This window comes from Dactylosporangium sp. NBC_01737 (assembly GCF_035963215.1).
GTDB lineage: Bacteria > Actinomycetota > Actinomycetes > Mycobacteriales > Micromonosporaceae > Dactylosporangium.
The window spans coordinates 333,228-351,536 of sequence record NZ_CP109153.1 but is presented as its reverse complement, the minus strand read 5'-3'; the positions used below and the strand labels follow the sequence as shown (position 1 = coordinate 351,536).

At 72.5% G+C, this 18,309-nt stretch carries 19 protein-coding genes; 6 read left to right on the top strand and 13 right to left on the bottom strand.

What is annotated here, in order from left to right:
- Positions 1-3: 3 nt before the first annotated feature.
- Positions 4-726, bottom strand: coding sequence for a sugar isomerase domain-containing protein (locus OHA72_RS01630; protein WP_442788812.1), 723 nt, complete (start codon positions 724-726; stop codon positions 4-6).
- Positions 727-755: 29 nt separating this feature from the next.
- Complete coding sequence (locus OHA72_RS01625) at positions 756-1,682, bottom strand: MurR/RpiR family transcriptional regulator (RefSeq protein WP_442788487.1); 927 nt, start codon at positions 1,680-1,682, stop codon at positions 756-758.
- 86 nt (positions 1,683-1,768) lie between these two features.
- On the opposite strand from OHA72_RS01625, the gene OHA72_RS01620 reads away from it, so the two are divergent.
- The gene (locus tag OHA72_RS01620; protein WP_327006092.1) at positions 1,769-2,665 is read left to right on the top strand and encodes a BadF/BadG/BcrA/BcrD ATPase family protein; all 897 of its coding nucleotides are present in this window, start codon (positions 1,769-1,771) and stop codon (positions 2,663-2,665) included.
- Here OHA72_RS01620 and OHA72_RS01615 read toward each other — a convergent pair.
- The 3 genes from OHA72_RS01615 to OHA72_RS01605 form a co-directional block, all read right to left on the bottom strand.
- Entirely contained in the window at positions 2,629-3,714 is a 1,086-nt protein-coding gene (locus OHA72_RS01615; RefSeq protein ID WP_327006091.1) for a winged helix DNA-binding domain-containing protein, read from the bottom strand. The genes OHA72_RS01620 and OHA72_RS01615 overlap by 37 nt on opposite strands.
- Positions 3,715-3,877: 163 nt before the next feature.
- On the bottom strand, positions 3,878-5,899 hold the full coding sequence (locus tag OHA72_RS01610; RefSeq protein ID WP_327011962.1) for a helicase-associated domain-containing protein: 2,022 nt from the start codon (positions 5,897-5,899) through the stop codon (positions 3,878-3,880).
- Between the two features lie 52 nt (positions 5,900-5,951).
- Positions 5,952-6,857 (bottom strand): CE1 family esterase, encoded by a 906-nt coding sequence (locus tag OHA72_RS01605; protein WP_327006090.1) that lies wholly within the window; start codon positions 6,855-6,857, stop codon positions 5,952-5,954.
- Between the two features lie 202 nt (positions 6,858-7,059).
- Between OHA72_RS01605 and OHA72_RS01600 the strand changes: the two genes are divergently transcribed.
- Positions 7,060-7,695 (top strand): LPXTG cell wall anchor domain-containing protein, encoded by a 636-nt coding sequence (locus OHA72_RS01600; RefSeq protein WP_327006089.1) that lies wholly within the window; start codon positions 7,060-7,062, stop codon positions 7,693-7,695.
- Between the two features lie 53 nt (positions 7,696-7,748).
- On the opposite strand, the gene OHA72_RS01595 is transcribed toward OHA72_RS01600, so the two are convergent.
- Positions 7,749-8,309, bottom strand: a complete 561-nt coding sequence (locus OHA72_RS01595) for a TetR/AcrR family transcriptional regulator (RefSeq protein ID WP_327006088.1) — start codon at positions 8,307-8,309, stop codon at positions 7,749-7,751.
- Positions 8,310-8,387: 78 nt separating this feature from the next.
- Here OHA72_RS01595 and OHA72_RS01590 point away from each other — a divergent pair, with 78 nt between their 5' ends.
- Positions 8,388-8,804 carry a tautomerase family protein gene (locus OHA72_RS01590; RefSeq protein ID WP_327006087.1) on the top strand — a complete coding sequence of 139 codons (417 nt, stop codon included), beginning with the start codon at positions 8,388-8,390 and terminating at the stop codon, positions 8,802-8,804.
- Positions 8,805-9,796: 992 nt separating this feature from the next.
- Here the strand turns inward: OHA72_RS01590 and OHA72_RS01585 are convergent.
- From OHA72_RS01585 to OHA72_RS01570, 4 genes are all read right to left on the bottom strand, one after another.
- Positions 9,797-10,021, bottom strand: a complete 225-nt coding sequence (locus tag OHA72_RS01585; RefSeq protein WP_327006086.1) for a hypothetical protein — start codon at positions 10,019-10,021, stop codon at positions 9,797-9,799.
- A 77-nt stretch (positions 10,022-10,098) separates the two neighbouring features.
- Positions 10,099-10,740 (bottom strand): SnoaL-like polyketide cyclase, encoded by a 642-nt coding sequence (locus tag OHA72_RS01580; protein ID WP_327006085.1) that lies wholly within the window; start codon positions 10,738-10,740, stop codon positions 10,099-10,101.
- Between the two features lie 118 nt (positions 10,741-10,858).
- Complete coding sequence (locus OHA72_RS01575) at positions 10,859-11,176, bottom strand: hypothetical protein (protein WP_327006084.1); 318 nt, start codon at positions 11,174-11,176, stop codon at positions 10,859-10,861.
- Positions 11,177-11,466: 290 nt separating this feature from the next.
- Positions 11,467-11,889 (bottom strand): hypothetical protein, encoded by a 423-nt coding sequence (locus OHA72_RS01570; RefSeq protein ID WP_327006083.1) that lies wholly within the window; start codon positions 11,887-11,889, stop codon positions 11,467-11,469.
- Between the two features lie 65 nt (positions 11,890-11,954).
- Between OHA72_RS01570 and OHA72_RS01565 the strand changes: the two genes are divergently transcribed.
- Positions 11,955-12,458, top strand: coding sequence for a PadR family transcriptional regulator (locus OHA72_RS01565; protein WP_327006082.1), 504 nt, complete (start codon positions 11,955-11,957; stop codon positions 12,456-12,458).
- 176 nt (positions 12,459-12,634) lie between these two features.
- On the opposite strand, the gene OHA72_RS01560 is transcribed toward OHA72_RS01565, so the two are convergent.
- The 3 genes from OHA72_RS01560 to OHA72_RS01550 are packed head-to-tail and all read right to left on the bottom strand — an operon-like array spanning position 12,635 to position 15,793.
- On the bottom strand, positions 12,635-14,785 hold the full coding sequence (locus tag OHA72_RS01560) for a heavy metal translocating P-type ATPase (RefSeq protein WP_327006081.1): 2,151 nt from the start codon (positions 14,783-14,785) through the stop codon (positions 12,635-12,637).
- A complete protein-coding gene (locus tag OHA72_RS01555) occupies positions 14,772-15,581 on the bottom strand; it encodes a DUF8832 domain-containing protein (protein ID WP_327006080.1) in 810 nt (269 codons plus the stop codon). Before OHA72_RS01555 ends, OHA72_RS01560 begins: the two co-directional genes overlap by 14 nt.
- A complete protein-coding gene (locus OHA72_RS01550; RefSeq protein ID WP_327006079.1) occupies positions 15,578-15,793 on the bottom strand; it encodes a heavy-metal-associated domain-containing protein in 216 nt (71 codons plus the stop codon). The genes OHA72_RS01555 and OHA72_RS01550 overlap by 4 nt, the downstream gene beginning before the upstream one ends.
- A 92-nt stretch (positions 15,794-15,885) precedes the next feature.
- Here OHA72_RS01550 and OHA72_RS01545 point away from each other — a divergent pair, with 92 nt between their 5' ends.
- Positions 15,886-16,179: a metal-sensitive transcriptional regulator gene (locus OHA72_RS01545; RefSeq protein ID WP_327006078.1), complete on the top strand. Its 294-nt coding sequence runs from the start codon at positions 15,886-15,888 to the stop codon at positions 16,177-16,179.
- Between the two features lie 187 nt (positions 16,180-16,366).
- Positions 16,367-18,286 (top strand): discoidin domain-containing protein, encoded by a 1,920-nt coding sequence (locus OHA72_RS01540; protein ID WP_327006077.1) that lies wholly within the window; start codon positions 16,367-16,369, stop codon positions 18,284-18,286.
- Positions 18,287-18,309: the final 23 nt, after the last annotated feature.

The following is an 18,309-nucleotide window of genomic DNA, read 5'->3' as shown; positions in this document are numbered from 1 at the left end:
CTCCTAAGCGGTACGCCGGATGCGCCCGGCGTACCGCGCTTCGAGTGCTGCGTTGTGCTCCCGCCCGCCTGGGACGTTGTCGGACAGGTAGATCGGCGGCGTGACGCCGAGTGCCAGCAGCCGCGCCACCACTTCGGTGACGATCTGCTGGGCCAGCAGGGCCGCGGTGATCGAGGAGACGGCGCCCACGGCGCCGCCGCCCGGCAGTGGCAGCGACGCGTCGCCGTAGGGTGCCCCGTTGTCGAGGACCACGTCGGCGAAGTCGCTGAGCTTCATGCCGCTCTCGTGCCGCGAGTCCACGCGGGAGGAGTGCTCCAGCGAGGTGATCGCGATGAGGGCGTGCCCGCGCTGCTTGACCAGCTGCGCCATCTCCACCACGGCGCCGTTCACGCCGGAGTTGGAGGCGATGACGAAGGTGTCGTCGGGCTTGACGGGGGCGAGGTCGTAGAGCCGGTGCGCGACGCTGGGCGTGCGCTCCAGCTGCGGGTCGCCGAGGACGCCGGAGGCGTCGCCGCCGTAGAGGACGATGTCGCGCAGGGCGATCCTGTTCGTCGGCACCAGGCCGCCGGCGCGCCCGGCGATCTCCATCGCGAGTGCCTCGGAGTGCCCGCAGCCGAACGCCTGGATCACCCCGCCGGCCTGCAGCGTGGCGGTCATCAGGTCGGCTGCCTGCGCCACCTGCTCGACCTGGGTGGTGCTTACCCGGTCGATCGCGGCGCGGATCACCTCGACATAGCTTGCACTTCCGATGCTGGTCACAGCGGCTTTTCCCTCCGTGGTCGCTTGCGGTTGTTGGTCGTGTCGGGCACCCGGTGCGCGTCGACGGCGCGCACCGTGAGCTCGAGGGCCTCGGCGGTCCGCTCATAGGTGCGCTGCGCGACCGCCACGTAGATGAGGTCCAGGACCAGCAGTTGCGAGTGCAGTGCGGAGAGGGCCGCGACCCGGAAGGTGGTCTCGTGGACCGACGTCGTGAACACCACGTCGGCGACCTCCGCGAGCGGCGAGCGCCCGAAGGAGGTCACCGCGACGGTCAGCGCGCCGTGGTCGGCGGCCTCGGCCAGGGTCTCGATCGCCTCGCGGGTCCGGCCGGAGTGCGACAGGCCGATCGCGACGTCGCCGGGGCCGAGCAGCGCGGCGTTGGTCAGTGCGGTGTGGGTGTCCGAGCGGTACCAGACGGGGACGCGGATGCGCTCGAGCCGGAACGCCATCTCCCGCCCCGCGGTGCCGCTGCTGCCCAGCCCGAAGATCTCGACGCGCCCGGCGGTCGCTATGGCGGCCGCGACCCGCTCGACGGCCGCGACGTCGAGGCCGGCCGCCGTCGCCTGGATCGCCCGGGTGTCCGCGGCGGTGATGACGTCGAGCACCCCGTCCAGGGGGTCGTCGGGGGCGATGTCGCCGCTGATGTCGGTCTCCCAGCGGGCCTGCTCGGCGCGGCCGGTCTCCGTCGCGATGGCGACCCGCAGGTTGGCGTAGCCTTTGAAGCCGAGCGTGCGGCTGAACCGGGTCACGGTCGCCGTGGACGTGCCCGACCGCTCGGCGAGGTCGACGATGCTGGCGTGCGCCGCCGTCTCAGGATCGCTGAGGATCATCTCCGCGATCTTTGCGAGGGCCTCCGGCATGGTCGGCCCCTCGATGCGCAGCCGCCCTAGCAGCCCGCCACTCTCACCCGTCACTCCGGTCATCCTTTTCATCGTTGCGTCTTGGCGATGAAAATTACGACCACTTCAACTTCTAGTCAATAAGCATTTTCTATGTTTCCATCATCGCCATGGTGCTCATCCTCGGGGTCGATGCCGGCGGGACGGCCTCCAAAGCGGTCGTCGTCTCGCCGGACGGGACGGTCCTGGGGCGCGGGACGGCCGGTCCCGGCAACCCGTCCGCTGTCGGGTCGGCGGCCGCGGTGGCGATCGGCGATGCGGTCCGCGGAGCGCTCGGCCCGCACGACCCGGGCGGGGTCGTCGCGGGCGTGGTGGGAGTCGCCGGGGTCAGCATCCTCACCGACCCCGGCGTCGCCGCCGCGTTCACCGCCCAGTGGGCCGCGATCGGCCTGACCTGTCCCGTCGCGGTCGTCGCCGACGCGGTGACGGCGTTCGCCGCGGGGACCACCGCGACGTCCGGCGCGGTGCTCATCGCCGGCACCGGTGCCGTCTCGGCCCTCATCGACGACGGGCGGGTCGTGCGCACCGCCGACGGGCTCGGCTGGCTCCTCGGCGACGAGGGCTCCGGCCTCTGGCTCGGCCTCCAGGCGGTCCGGCACGCGGCGCGGCACTGGTCGTCCTCCGGGCTCGCCGTCCGGGTCGCGCTGCACGCCGGCGCCGCCTCCGCCGACGACCTGGTCCACTGGGCTCAGCGGCTGCCGTTCGGCTCCTTCGCGGCGCTCGCCCCGATCGTCTGTGACTTCGCCGCCGAGGGTGATCCCGCCGCGGCGGTGATCGTCGCGGCGGCGGTCGAGCGGCTGGTCGCGACCCTCGACGCCCTCGACGCTGCCGACGCGGCGGTGGTACTGGCGGGAGGACTGCTCGTCGGCCCGACCCCGGTCCGCGAAGGCGTCCTCGACACGCTGCGCAGGCGTGGCGTCGAGGTCGGCACCGCCCACGACCCGGCGATCGGCGCCGCGAGGCTGGCCGCTCAGACCTGGTCGAGCCGGACGGTCACGTCGACCTGAAGGAACTCCCGCAGCCGGCCGGCTTCCTCCAGTACCGCCGCCGCGTCGACATCGGACAGCCGCCGGAAGGGCGTCACGGTCAGCGCCGTGGCGGTCACCGACCACAGTCCCGCCACGGACCCGTCCACCAGGAACGTCGGGTGCACCATCGAGTAGCCCGGGCACACCCGCGCCCGGTCCTCGTCGCTGATGATCCGGGTCCGGTCGTCGTGGCTGAGCACCAGATTGTCGAACTCGGGCAGGAACCGCACCGGCGCCGCCTCCTCACCGGTCGCCACCGGCAGGTCCGGCAGGTCGAACAGCTCCTGCCCGCGCTCGTCGCGGTAGACCCGCAGCCGGTGCCGCTCCCGCTCGACCTCGTTCTGGAGTCGCTTCATCCCGGACCAGTTCTGCAGGTCCGCGACGCTCGCCGGCCCGCACGAGGCGAGGTAGCGCGACAGCAGCGTCCACACCGGCGGGTCCTCCTCCAGCGGCCCGCCCAGCCAGTCCTCGGCGAGCGCGCAGGTCACATGCCCGCGGCGGCGCCACACCCCGGACGGCGGCGGGTGGATCAGGTTCTCCTGGTGCTGCACCACCCAGGCCAAGGGGATGCCCTTGCGGCCCGGGAACCGCTCGGCGAGCTGCTTGGCCAGCTTCGGGCGGGTCATGCTCTGGCCGCGCAGGATGTCCCGGCCGGCCGCGGCGATGTCGGCCACCTCGAGCCCGGCGAACTCACTGGCGAACGGCGACAGCCCGCCGTTGCTCATCCGCTGCCGCAGCATCGGCTTCAGCCAGCGGTAGTCGGCGCCGGCGGTGAGGTGCTGGGTGCGGCGCAGCAGCCCGCCCCGCACGACCCGCCCGTCGGTCAGCGCGGCCGTGAGCTCGTCGTGCCGTAGGCCGCGCATCCTGGTCCACAGGCCCACGTAGGGCGCGTCGACCTCCTGGGCCTGCACCGCGACGAGGTGCGCGACGACCTCCTCGACCGGCCGGGGGTCGGGCTCGGCGTCGGTGGTGGTGAGCAGCTGGCGCTGCAGGTAGGTGCGGTTGAGCTGCCGCCTGGTGAGGATCACGCCCATGACGCTACGACCCGATGCGGTCAGGACCTGTCCTGATCTCGGGCGACCCGTCAGGACTTGTCCTGGTCCCGGGCGATCCGGACCCGTCAGGACTTGTCCTGGTCCCGGGCGATCCGGACCCGTCAGGACTTGTCCTGGTCCCGGGCGACCCGGACCGTCAGGACTTGTCCTGGTCTCGGACGACCCGGTGTCTCGTGACGCGGTCGAAGGCGATGGTGCCGTCGGCGTGCTCGCCGGCCGGGGCGTACCCGGCGGACCGCAGCGCCGCCAGGGTCTCCCCGGCGGGCAGGGCGCTGGCGTAGACGGTCGGGGCGAGCTCGGTGAGGCCCAGCTTCGCCAGGCTCTTCACCCGCCGCAGCTCGGCGAGCAGCGTCGGGTCCTCGCTGCGCAGCACGCACCCGACCGTGCGGACCCGCAGCGCCCCGTGCCGCCGGGCCAGGTCCGTGACCAGGTACTGCAGCGGCTGCGGGACGCGGCCGCCGGTGGCCGCCTCGCGCAGTGCCGCGAGGAGCTCGTCGGCGGACGAGCCGGTGTCGAATGCCCGGCGCACCGACGCCTCGGAGAAGCGCCACGTGTGGCCGCCGCCGCGGGACTCCCGGTCGGCGGCCAGGTCGAGGAACGCGGCGAGCGGCGCGGCCGGGGCGCCGGTCGCGACGGCGGTCAGGTCGCTCTGCAGCAGCACCGTGCGCTGCGCGGCCGGGATCAGCCGCTCCAGCGCGGTGAGCAGCGCGGAGCGCCGCGGCGTGCCGTCGAGACCCGCCTCCGCGGCGAGGGCCCGGCACAGGCCGGTGGGCGCGTGCAGAGCGCCGAGACCCATCAGCTCCAGCTCCCGCCACAGCATGGATGTCGTCGGGTACGCCTCCTCGGCGTCGGCCCCGGTGAGCAGCGGCCGCATGTACATCTGCAGCGCGTTGATCCCCTCCAACGACGGCAGCGCGAAGCCGTCGGGCAGGCCGTTGAGCAGCGACACGAGGCTGCGCCGCAGCACGCTCACGGCCTCGTCGCGCTGGGTCCGCAGCAGCGCGGGGGAGCTGGTGTCCAGCGGGGCGGCGTCCATCATGAGCCAGGCGGTGAGCAGCTCGCCGTACTGCGCGGGCGGGTCGAGCTTCAACCAGTCGTCGTAGTACGCCGACGGCGCGATCCGGTTGTCCGTGACGCCGATCAGGCCGCTGACGCCGGCGAGGGTGAGCCACAGCCGCATGTCGAGGTCGTCGCCGCCGATGGCCTTGCTGAGCCGGCGCAGCTCACGGATGCCGACCCCGCCGTCCTTCAGCATCGGCACCGGCGCACGGCCGCACGCCTCCAGCAGGGCGGTGACGTGGGCGAGCGCGGCCCGGATCGCGGCGGCGCCGTCCCGCTCCACCATCTCGACGCTGACCTCCACCGGCACCTGCAGCGGCGGCGCCGGGTCGAAGTCCGCCCGGAACCCCGCCTCCAGATGGAGTCCCTGGCGCAGGACGACGCCGACCTCGCTGGGCAGCACCGCGGCCATGCCGGCCGGGTTCCACATGATCAGGCCGTGGTCGACGGCCCAGCGCAGCGCCGTCGGCCGGTTGGTGCGCAGGGCACCCATCTGCCGCGGGTCGAAGTAGAACGGGTCGTCGTCGGCGAGGGACAGCAGCAGGTCCTTGGTGGCCTCGGGCGCGGCGGCGAACTTCGCCCTGACCGTCGCGGCGTCGGCGAGCGCCGCGCAGACCCCGTCGACCAGCGACGCGCGGTCCCGGCCGACCGGCGCGTCGAGGTTGTACGCGATGCGTTGCAGCCGGTCGATCGTCAGCTGGGTGAGCTCGATGCGGGCCGACGGCCCGAACCCGTAGCCGCCGACGATCACCTCATGGATCGGCGCGGTGCGGATCCACTCGCCGTCGGGCCAGGCCAGCGCGTGCCACTCCAGCCGGCCGAGCACCATGCCCAGGTCGGCGTCGTCGGCGGCCACGCCGAGCAGGCGCGCCAGGTCGGACCGCCGGGTCCCGGCCGCGCGCAGCGACAGGGCCTCGGCGACCTGCAGCTCCGGCAGGCTCAGCACGGCGATCGTCTCCGTCACCGTGCCGGGGTCCAGCAGCAGCGCCGCGAACTTGGCGAGGGCCTTGCGCCCGACCGGCTCCGGCCCGTCGGGCAGGTGGGCCGCGACGAGCTCGGCCAGCCGCGGTGCCGCCAGCCCGGACAGGAAGTCGAGCATGGTCTTCACGTCAGCGTCCTTGTTCACAGCCGGACCGGTGGACCAGCGAAGGTTAGCGCCGCCGCGGGTGCGCCGCGAAGAAGGCCCACAGCACGTCGGTGGCCTTGACCTTGACGGTGGCGTCCTTGAGCTCGCCGCCCGTCGCGCCGAACCACGTGTGTCCGCCGCTGTCGACGACGTATGCGTCCACGTCGCTGCCGTCCTGGCAGTGGGTGGTGGTCCTGTGCACGCCGGGGTCCAGGGCCGGCTCCGCCGGCGTTGCGGGCGGCGCCGCTGTCGTCGACGGGGTTGCGGGCGGTGCGGCGCAGGTGAGCCGGGAACGCCAGGCGTCCACGCCGGTGTGGAAGGTCGCGGCCTGCGGGTCGGCGGCGCCGATGAGGGTCACCACCGAGACCGGGGCGGTCGGCCGGTAGTCCGCCGCCTCGGTCCGCCCGCCGGCGAACCCGCCGCTGACCACGCCGATCGCGGCGAACACGCCCGGCGCCTCGACCGCGGCCCGGAAGCTCAGGTCGCCGCCGTTGGAGACGCCGGCCAGGAAGAGCCGGTCGGGGTCGGCGTGCCACTGCTCGACGAGCCGGCCGGCGACGGCCTTGACGAAGCCGACGTCGTCCTGGACGCCGCAGCAGCCGAACGCGTTGAACTGCCCGCCGACACCCTCCGGGTACGCAACCAGGAACCCGGCCGCGTCGGCCTTGGCGTCGAAGCCCGTCAGCTCCCGCATCGCGGTGGCGCTGCCCGGCCGGTAGTGCAGCGCGACGACCGCGGGCATGGGGCGGGCGGGATCGTACGAGGCCGGGACGTGCAGCAGGAACGTGCGCTCGGCGCCACCCACGGTCACGGTCAGCTTGTGCTCGCCGGGCCCTCCCGCCGCGGGCGAGGCGGCGGGCGGATTCGTCGTGGTCTCTGCCGAGCAGGCGGTCAGCACCAGCAACACGAGCAGTGTCAGTCCCCGTCTCATGCCCCGTCAGCGTAGGGCAGTAGCACGATTCCACCCACCCGATCGCCGTGCGTCACCGCGACCGAAGTCGATCTTCAACATTTTCCAGGATGAATCGGACTAATCAGGATCAGTCCCAAAATCCCTGCCCTGCAACGGCTGTCGCTATGCCCTGTCCGGTCATATGTTGTCGGACGTCAAGTTTCGTCAGGTAGGAGAAGTCGTGGGAAACATGCTGTTCAGGAGGGTTGTGGTCGGCGCCGCCGCCGCAACCGCGGCCGTCGGGCTATCGACCGTGTTCGCTTCGCCCGCCAGTGCTCACGCAACGGGAGCGACCGGCTCCGCGGTGTGCGTGTCCGTCGACGGCAAGTATGAGATCACCTGGAAGCTGACCAACGACTACAACTCGGTCGTCACGCTCGGCGACATCAAGCTGGAGCTGGACAAGGAAGCGAAGTCGACGCTGTCGAAGTCGACCCTGCCGAGCACCATCGCGGCCCGCCCCGCGGGCAGCCCGCTCACCGAGGTCACGTTCACCTCCGTCGTGGAGAAGCCGGCGACCAAGGTGAAACTCACCTACAAGGCCAAGTGGGCCGACAACTACCGGTCGCCCGGCTCCAGCGAATGGGTCGCGCTGACCGGTCCGTGCCCGAGCCCGTCGCCGTCGGCGTCCCCGTCGCCGTCCGGCTCGAAGTCGGTGCCGGCCTCGCCGTCCACGTCGGCCACGCCGGGCCTGCCCGTCACCGGCACCAGCAGCACGATGCCGCTGGTCGGCACCGGCGCCGCGCTGGTCGTCGGCGGCGTTGCCCTGGTCGCGACCCTGCGCCGCCGCCGTCGGGTGACCTTCACCGCCGAGTAGTCACGTCTGGTCGCACCGGTCAGGGGGAGTCCTTCGGGCTCCCCCTCGCCGTCTCATGTGGACAGCCGTCGGGCCTGGTCCAGCAGGTCCGCCGCGACCAGGTCGAACGGCTCCATACTCTGCTCGGCCCTGCTCATCACGACCGCGCCCTCGGTCGACGCGATCAGCGTCGCCGCGAACCGCGCCGCGGCGTCCGCACCCAGCCCGCCCGCGGTGAACAGCCGGGCCAGCCGGGACCGCCAGGCACGGAAGATCTCCGCGGCGTGCGCGAGCAGCTCACCCGGCTCCGCCGCGACCGTCACCGCGAGCACCGCGCACCCCGCGCTGAACTGCGAGCGCTCCAGGACGGTGCGCCACAGGTGCAGCACGTGCTCGGTCACCCCGACGACCCCGCGCCCCTCCAGCTGGGCGAACCCGTCGAGCATCCGCCCCGCCACCAGCTCCAGCGCCGAGCCGACCAGCTGATCCTTGCCCTCGGGGAAGTGGTGGTAGATCGACCCCCGGGGCGCCCCGGTCGCCTTCAGCACCTCCGAGAACGAGGTCGCCTGCAGCCCCTGCTTCGCCAGCAGCAGCGCGGCACCCTCCACCATCCGCCCACGGACATCCCCCGCCATCCCGCACTCCCTTGACTATGACGGTCGGCATAATCTACGTTCTATGACGACCAGCATAGTCCAGAACGGAGCCCGTCCATGCCCATGATCGACGTCTACGCCCCCGCCGACCTCTTCCCCGCGGGTAGCGACCGCACCCTCGCCGCCCAACTGACCGCCGCGCTCCTGCGCGCCGAGGGCGTGTCCGACCCTGGCGCCGCCCACCTGGACAACACCGGCGCCTACATCCACCGCATGCCCCCCGAGACGGTCCACACCGCCGGCGCCGACGCCGCCCGCACCGTCCGCATCCAGGTCCTGACCCCACCCGGCGCCCTGACCCGCGACGGCCAGCGCTCCCTCGTCGCCGACGCAACCCGGATCGTCGCCGAGGTCAGCGGCGACCGGTCCCAGCCGGCCCGCACCTGGGTCCTGCTCACCGAAGCCGCCGAGGGCGGCTGGGGCATCGCCGGCACCGCCTTCGGCCGCCCCGAGTTCGCCGCCCTCCTGCGCTGACCCGGACCCCACCTTGTCCGGACCCCACCTTGTCCGGACCCCACCTTGTCCGGACCCCACCTTGTCCGGACCCCACCTTGTCCGGACCCCACCTTGTGTTGTGGGGTCCGCCGCGCAACTGCGCCGATCTGCGGCTGCGTTGACCCACGCCGCCGCCTTGTCCACGATGCGCTCGCCGCGTGACTGCGCCGACCTGCTGCCGTGACCGTGTTGCAGCGCGGCCATGTTGCAGCGCGCCGCTACCGCTGGGCCGCGAGGAGCTCGCTGCGATGGCCGCCCAGTGTGCGGCCATCGTGCCCAGCGGGCCGTCGTCACGCCGCTACCGCTGGGCCGCGAGGAGCTCGCTGCGACGGCCGCCCAGTGTGCGGCCATCGTGCCCAGCGGGCCGTCGTCACGCCGCTACCGCTGGGCCGCGAGGAACTCGCTGGGACGGCCGCCCAGCGTGCGGCCATCGCGCCCAGCGGGCTGTCGCCGGGCCGCCGCGCAGGCGGGCGCCCAGGAACGCCGCGAGGAGACCGCCGCTCGCGCCGCAAGCCCTGCCCGGCCGCGTTTGCCCGGCCGCGTTTGCCCGGCCGCGTTTGCCCGGCCTGTGGCCTCGGCCCGGCCCGGCCCGCGCCTCAGTGGCCGGGTCCACGGCAATCGGGCGGTCGCCATGACAGGCTCGGTGGTCGCGGGCTTGCCGCGATCGCAGAACGCGGCGCGGCTTGCGGGTGCAGGTCGCGGCGCAGTTGCCACAGGTGTGGATCGCGGCGGCATGCCGCAGGTGTGGATGTGGGTCGTGGCGCGGTTCGCTGCCGGTGCCGAAGCCGGGCGCTGCGCTCGGAAAACACTGGACCACCTCCCCAGGGCTGGACCGTCTTGCCATCACCGTAGGAGTCGCACGGGATTCCTGCCGACGACGAGCCATGCTCTCGCGCTGTGTCGTCACCACCATCGCGGTACGTGACGGGCGCCGGCCCATGCCCCGGGCTCGCGAAAACGCTGATGGTGGGCTATGAGGCGACGAGGGACGGGGCGAAATAGTCGCGGAGGTGGGCGATCCTGCCGTCGCGGAGGCGGAAGATCTGGACCAGGGCGACGGCGTCGGAGTCCGTGAACGCGGTGTCGATCTCGGCGATGAAGACGTCGGGGTCGGCGGTGGTGTGCAGGACGTAGCGCGATCGGGCGAAGTCGACGGTGCGGGTGTCTTCGGCGGCCAGGGCGTACCAGGCGGCCATGCCGGCGCGGATCGCGTCGCGGCCCTCGAGCCGGTGTGGGAAGTCGCCGCCGGCGCGCCCGGCCGCGGCGGTACGGGTCAGTGCGCGACCGGGCAGCCGCCGGTCAGTTTGCCGAGGAAGGTGTTGGGGTCGTAATAGTGTTCGACCTCGAGCAGTTTCAGGTCGTCGTTCACCTTCGCGACGCTGATGCCGAACATTTCGATGGTCTCGCCGTTGGGCTGGAAACCGTGGTATTCGCCGGTGAACGCGCCCCAGTGGCGCCACTTGAACGTGACGACCGGGGGAGGGCTCAGGACCTCGAGGACCTCCCAGTAGAATCCGGTCGGAAATGCCTGGTGGAAAATGTGGTGCGACGACTCGAACGATTCCTGGCCGGTTTTGTAGAACGCGCTGTCGCCGATGAGGATGTTGTAGCTGCCGATGTCGGCGATGTCCTGCGCGGTCGCCCACGGGCCGCCGTTGACGTTGGTCCGGAAGTGCTCGGTGACCATCGAGACCCAGGTCGCTGGGTCCTTCTTGTGTGAGACCTCCATCTCGAAGACCTGCACGATCCGCTCGACGATCGCCTCGAGGGAGTCCGGGGCGAAGTGGTGGGTCCGCTGCTCGGGCATCACCGTGTGCGACAGGTGGTAATCGGGGGTGCCGTCACGGAATTCCTCCGGGTCGGCCGCTTCGACGACGGCCGAGCGGCCTTGCAACCAGAGCGGGGTCTCAGTCAAGGACCTCGTCCTTTCACAGCATCGGGGAAGTGATCGCCTGCGATGTTGGTGGATGCCAATGACGCCCGTCAACCCCGTTGAGTAAGTCGCTCCGAGAGTCGGGTAATATTAAGAAACGTCAATATGTAGAACCTGTTACGGCGACGTGTCGGCGCAATGTTGTGGCGGGGAGGCCGGTCTCCGCGGCGAGTGCGGTCCAGGGCATGCCGGCGGCTCGGCGGTCGGTGATGTACGCCCGCAGCGTCTCGAACCCCAGCGACTCGGCCACCGTCCGTCCACGGGTGTCCGCGAGGTGCCGCTTCGTCGCGTGCGGGACGGCGTCGATGCCGAGCCGGCGCAGTGCGGTGAGGACCGTCGACCTGGTCACGCCCGCCTCGGCCGCGATCGACGTGACGCTGCGGTGCTGTTCGACGTGGGCGGCGGTCAGGTACGCCACGGTGTCAGCGAACCCGAGCCGTCGCGCCACGGGCGCGAGCCGGTCCGGGACGCCACGCCCAACGCCGGACAAGACCGGAGCGCGGGACAAGGGCGGAGCGTCAGAGGACGGAGCACCAGGGGACGGGGCACCAGAGGACAAGGCGCCGGACCGGGACAGGTGGCGGGAGACCCAGTCCTTGTGCAGCCCCGCCTCCCGGCTGATCGCGGCCATGCTCATGCCCGCGCCGAAACGGTCGGCCAGGTAGTCGTCGAAGGTGGCGTACCCGAACCGGGCCGCCACCTCGCGGGTCAGCCGCTCGCGGTGCTGTCGTGCCCGCCGGCGGCTGCCCTCCGCGCGGGCCTGTGGGTCGACGCCGCCGAGTGCGGCCAGGGTCTTCGCGCGGCGTTCGGCCGGGTGCGCCGGCCGCGGGCCGCCTCCGCGGCGGCCATGGCGAGCGCCCCGCTCCGGGACCGGGTCAGGGCCCGCTGCTGCGCGTGCCGGATCGCCGGCTCGATCCTGCGGGCGAGCAGCGCAGCCGAGCGGCGTTTGCGGGTCAAGGGCCCGCTGAGCGGGTTGCCCAGTTCCAGGCCGAACTCGGCGATGTAGTCCGCCTTGCTCCAGCCGTGGACCCGGATGTGGCTGGCGACGGACAGGAACCACTGCCCGCACAGGTGGCAGCGGACCCGCTCGCCGTCGGTGAGCATCTGGCCGATCGGCGCGTGGATGCCCATTCGCCCGCCCTTCACGTTCGGTAGTCACAGTGAGACTACCGGCGCGGGCACGTACCCTCAAGGGCGTGTTGTCGCTGGCCGAATGGATCGTCCTCACCCTGGTCGACGAGGGCCCGACGCACGGCTTCGCGATCGCCGCGCTGACCGCCGAGGACGGCGACGTCGGGCGGGCCTGGCACGTGCCGCGGCCGATCGTGTACCGCTCGCTCGACCGTCTCGGCACGCTCGACCTGGTGCGCGTCGAGAGCACCGAGGCCGGCCGGCGGGGGCCGCAGCGGTCCATCCTGACCAGCACCCCGGACGGCGCGCAGGCGGTGGGGGAGTGGCTGGAGCGGCCCGTCGGGCACGTCCGGGAGATGCGCTCGGAACTGCTGGTCAAGCTCGCCCTCCGGCTGCGCCGCGACCTGCCGCCCGGCGCCCTCGTCGCCGCCCAGCGGGAGACGGTGGCGAGGGTGCGGGCCGCGATCGAGCGGCAGCGCGACGCGGAGACGGGCTTCGGCCGGATCCTGCTGACGTGGCGCTACGAGAACGCCCTCGCCGCCGAACGCTTCCTCGACGCGATCGGCTGAGACCGACCGCGCTGAGACCGATCGCGCTGAGACCGACCGCGCTGAGACCGACCGCGCCGGGACCGACCGCGCCGGGACCGACCGCGCCGGGACCGACCGCGCCGGGACCGACCGCGCCGGGACCGACCGCGCCGGGACCGACCGCGCCGCCGCGTCGGGATCGGCCGCCGGCCGCGTCAGGTGAAACGGCGCAGCCGCAGGCTGTTGGCGACCACGAACGCCGAGCTCAACGCCATCGCCCCGCCGGCGATCATCGGGTTGAGCAGCCCGGCGGCGGCCAGGGGCACCGCGGCCAGGTTGTAGGCGAACGCCCAGAACAGGTTGCCCTTGATCGTGCCGAGGGTGCGCCGGGACAGCCGGATCGCGTCGGGGACCGCGGTCAGGTCGCCGCGGACCAGGGTGAGGTCGCTCGCCTCGATGGCCGCGTCGGTGCCCGTGCCCATCGACAGGCCCAGGTCCGCCTGGGCGAGCGCGGCGGCGTCGTTGACCCCGTCGCCGACCATGGCCACGACCCGGCCCTCGCCCTGCAGGCGCCGCACGACGTCGAGCTTGCCGGCCGGCAGCACCTCGGCGATCACGTCGCCGGAGTCGATGCCGACGTCACGGGCGACGGCGTGCGCGACGGGCGAAGCGTCGCCGGTGAGCAGCATCGGGCGCAGCCCGAGATCCCGCAGCCGGCGGACCGCGTCCGCCGATGTCGGCTTGACCGTGTCGCCGACCGAGATCAGGCCCCGCACGGCCCCGTCCCAGCCGACCCCGACGACGGTCGCCGCGAGCTCGGGGGCGGGGTCGAGCGGCGTCAGTCCCTGGGCGGCCAGGAACGACAGACGGCCGACCCAGACCTTGCGGTCCTCGACGATGCCGCTGACGCCGTGGCCGGCGTGGCTGGTGAACGACGCGACCGCGGGGCGGTCCGGCACGGCGGCCGCGATCGCCCGGGCGATCGGGTGCTCCGAGGCGTGCTCGACGGCGGCGGCCAGGCGCAGCGTGTCCTCGTGGCCGTGCACGTCCAGGACGGACATCCGGCCGGTGGTCACGGTGCCGGTCTTGTCCAGCAGCACGGTGTCGACGCGGCGGGTCGACTCGAGGACCTCAGGGCCCCGGATCAGGATGCCGAGCTGGGCGCCGCGGCCGGTGCCGACGAGCAGCGCCGTCGGGGTCGCCAGCCCTAGCGCGCAGGGGCAGGCGATGATCAGCACCGCGACCGCAGCGGTGAACGCGGTGGCCGCCGAGCCGCCGGTGCCGAGCCAGAAGCCGAGGGTGGCGACGGCGAGGGCGATGACGATCGGCACGAAGACGGCGGCGATGCGGTCGGCGAGGCGCTGCACGGCGGCCTTGCCGTTCTGCGCCTCCTCGACGAGCCGCGCCATCTGGGCCAGCTGGGTGTCGGCGCCGGTGCGGCTGATCTGGACCACTAGGCGCCCGGCGGTGTTGACGCAGCCGCCAACGACCGGGTCGCCGGGTGCGACGTCGACCGGCACGGGCTCGCCGGTGAGCATGCTCGCGTCGACCGCGGACGTGCCGTCCAGCACCACGCCGTCGGCGGCGATCTTCTCGCCCGGCCGGACGACGACCTTGTCGCCGACCGCGAGGAGCTCTGCCGGAACGCGGTGCTCGGTGCCGTCCGCCGCCAGTACCGCGGCATCCTTGGCGCCCAAGGACAGCAGGGCGTGCAGGGCGGCCCCGGCCCGGCGCTTGGCCCGGGCCTCGAAATAGCGGCCGGCCAGGATGAAGACCGTCACCCCGGCGGCGACCTCCAGGTAGATGGCGTCACCGGAGGCGGTCAGCGAGAACGGGTGGCGCATGCCGGGCATGCCGGCGTCGCCGAGGAACAGCGCGTAGAGCGACCACAGGAACGCGGCAAGGGTGCCGACGGAGACGAGCGTGTCCATGGTCGCGGCGCCGTGGCGCAGGTTGCGCAGCGCCGCGCGGTGGAACGGCCACGCACCCCACACCACGACCGGCGCGGCAAGCGTGAGTGACGCCCACTGCCACGACTCGAACTGCCACGCCGGCACCATCGCCAGCAGGATCACCGGCACCGCGAGCGCGGCGCTGACCAGCAGCCGCTGCCGCGCGGCGTCGAGCGGATCGAGAACGCCGGGAACATCCGAAATCTCCGGAACGGAGGAAGCCGTGTACCCCGTCTGCTCGACGGTGGCGATCAGGTCCGCGACGACCAGCGACGGCGGGAACACCACCCGGGCCTTCTCGGTGGCGTAGTTGACGCTCGCCGAGACCCCGTCCAGCCGGTTCAGCTTCTTCTCGATCCGGGCGGCGCACGCGGCGCAGGTCATGCCGCCGATGGTGAGCTCAGTTGTGGGCATGCCCGCCCCCGAAGCCGGTCACGGTGAACTCCGCGGTGTGCACGGCGCCGCCGTGCTGGAACTGGAGATAGAGCCGGTGCACGCCGGGACCGGCGCCCTCGACGGCGAACGCGAGGCCCGCTCCGGTGGGGTGGACGTGCAGGTAGGTGAGGTCCTGCTGGGCGATCGCCACGAGGTGCCCGGGCGCGCCGAGATACGGCTGCAGGTCGGTCACCGGGCGCCCGTCCCGCTCGACGCGGAACGTCACCCCGTCGTGCAGGTCGAGCCGCACCGTGTACCCGTCGACGACGGTGGTCGTGGCGGGCGCCGGCAGCGGCTCGGACCGGTGTTCGCCGGGGACGGTCAGGTCCGCGGCGAGGACCGTGGCCGGCCCGCCGGTCGCGGTGAAGTCCGCGTAGGCCCGCCACGGACCGCCGTCGGCGAGCGCCAGCGGCACCTGCCAGGTCCCGGTCGCGTCCATGACGGGGTGCACGTGCTGGAAGCCGGACAGGTCCCGCCGCACCACGATGAGGTGCAACGGCTTCTCGTGCAGCGTCTCGAAGGCGGTGACGGCCCGGCCGTCGGACCCGGTGATCCTGAAACTCAGCCTTCCGCCGGTGTACGGATCGAGCCTGAACGCATACGCACCGGTCTGCGGGCCGGACGGCGTGCCATGGTCGCCGCCGGCGTGGCCGTCGCCGGCCGGACGGGTCTCGGCGACCGCGTCGGGCCCGACCAGCCGCCCCGCCCCGAACGCCAGCCCGAACGCCACGGCCAGGACGGCCGCGAACGCGCCGAGCCGCACCGGGGCGTTCATGCTCGGGTGCCCACGACCTCATAGCCGGCCTCGTCGACGGCGGCCCGGACGGCCTGCTCGTCCGCGGGCCCGTCGCTGGTCACCGTCACGGCGCCGGACTCCAGGTCGACCTGGACCGCCGTCACCCCGGCCACCCGCCCGACCTCGGTGCTGACCGCCTGCACGCAGTGCCCGCAGGTCATTCCCTTGACGGCGTAGGTCGTGGTGCTCATGTCGGCTCCTTCAACGGCTGGATACGGATACCCCCCATGGGTAGTTGTCGAATCTAACATACCCCCTGGGGGTGTGCGCTAGGATGGATGGCATGACCACCGCCACGCCGCGCGGGTACACCGCGACGAAGGACCAGCTCCAGGGCCGGCTGCGCCGCATTGAGGGCCAGGTCCGCGGTGTGGAGAAGATGGTCGACGAGGACCGCTACTGCATCGACGTCCTGACCCAGATCAGCGCGATCCAGGCCGCCCTGGACAAGGTCGCCCTCGGCCTGCTCGACGACCACGCCCGCCACTGCATGCAGCACGGCGCCGAGGACGGCAAGGGCGAGGAGATGGCGACCGAGATGATGGCCGCCGTCGGCCGCCTGCTGCGCCGGGGCTGACCCGCCGCGATCTGTTTCATCAGCCCCGTTTCAATCTGGTAGTCCCCTACCGGTCCCACGGCCCTCACCGGCATGCGTCAACCACCTGAGGTGGTCTTGACAATCGGTGGGGGCCGATGCTGTGCTGTCCTCCGCTTCGTTACATTCATGTTTCATTTGTTACATCCGTATCTCTGGGAGAGACGCGATGACACGACAGGTGTTGCGGCTGGTGGCGATCGGTGCCGCCGTCGCGGTCGGGCTGACAGGGTTCACCGAGGCACAGGCGGGAGAGTCCGCGGCGGCCAGAGTGTGGGTGACGACCGTCGACGGGACGGAGCTCATGCACGAGCGGGCCCCGGTCGCGTTCGGCCGGCCGGTCGCCGGGAATCCGAACGCCACCATCACGGTGGACCCGAGCCGTGGGTACCAGACCATGGACGGCTTCGGGGCGTCGATCACCGACTCCTCCGCCGCGGTGCTGTACCGGCTGAGCCCGGCCGAGCGGGAGCGGGCCATGCGCGCCCTGTTCGACCCGGCCAAGGGCGACGGCGTGAGCTTCCTGCGCCAGCCGATCGGCTCGTCGGACTTCACCGCCGCGAGCAGCCACTACTCGCTCGACGACGTGCCGACGGGGCAGAAGGACTTCGCGCTGCGGCACTTCAGCATCGCCCGCGACCAGCAGCAGATCCTGCCGCTGCTGCGCCGGGCGAAGCAGCTCAACCCGCAGCTGAAGATCATGGCGACGCCGTGGAGCCCGCCGGCCTGGATGAAGACCAACGACTCGCTCGTCGGCGGCTCGCTCATCGACGACCCCGCGATCTACACGGCCTACGCGCGGTACCTGGTGCGCTTCGTCCTCGCGTACGCCGCCAACGGCGTGCCGGTCGACTACATCACCGTGCAGAACGAGCCGCAGAACGGCGGCCAGAACGGCTACCCGACGACGGCCATGCGCGTGGCGCAGGAGGCGAAGGTCATCGAGGCGCTCGGCCCGCTGCTGCGGATCGTGAGCCCCCGCACGAAGATCATCGGGTACGACCACAACTGGGCCACGCACCCCAACGACGTGGTCAACGTCCCGCCCGGGCAGGACCCGGAGACCGACTACCCCTACCAGCTGCTGAACAGCCCGGCCGGCAAGTGGCTCGCCGGGACCGCGTACCACTGCTACTACGGTGAGCCCGCCGCGCAGACCGCCCTGCACGACGCGTTCCCCGGCAAGGACATCTGGTTCACCGAGTGCTCCGGCTCGCACGGCGCGAGCGACACCCCCGCGCAGTTCTTCCGCGACACGCTCAAGTGGCACGCCCGTACCATCGCGATCGGGACGACCCGCAACTGGGCGAAGTCGGCGGTCAACTGGAACATCGCCCTCGACGCGACCGGCGGCCCGCACCTCGGCGGCTGCGACACCTGCACCGGCCTGATCACGGTGCAGCCGGACGGGACGTTCACCACCAACGCCGAGTACTACACGATCGGGCACCTGTCGCGGTTCGTGAAGCCCGGCGCGGTCCGCATCGCCAGCACCTCCTTCGGCACGACCGGCTGGAACGGCCAGATCATGGACGTCGCGTTCCGCAACCCGGACGGCTCGACGGCGCTGGTCGTGCACAACGAGAACGACGACCCCCGCACGTTCACCGTCGCCGCCGGCGGGCGCACCTTCGACTACACGCTGCCCGGCGGCTCCCTCGCCACGTTCACCTGGCCGCGGAGCCGGGTGTTCGACGACGGGCTGCGGCTGCTGTCGATGAAGGGCGCCACCGCGACGTCGCTGCCGGCGAGCCCGGACGCGAAGCTCGCCGTCGACGAGGACGCCTCCACCCGCTGGTCCGCCGGCCAGGCCCAGGAGCCCGGCCAGTACCTGCAGGTCGACCTCGGCGAGCAGCGGCGCTTCCGCCGGGTCGCGATCGACAGCGGCGGCAGCATCGGCGACTACGCACGGGCCTGGCAGTTGTCCGTCAGTGACGACGGCACCTCCTGGCGCGTGGTCGCGTCGGGCACAGGCACGGGCCAGCTCACCAACGTCGACGCACCTGCCCGCGCCCGCTACCTGCGGGTGACGAACACGGGCACGAGCGGCAGCTGGTGGAGCCTGGCCGACCTGCGGCTCTACGCATAACCGCGGTGGAGGCGGGGCCCGCC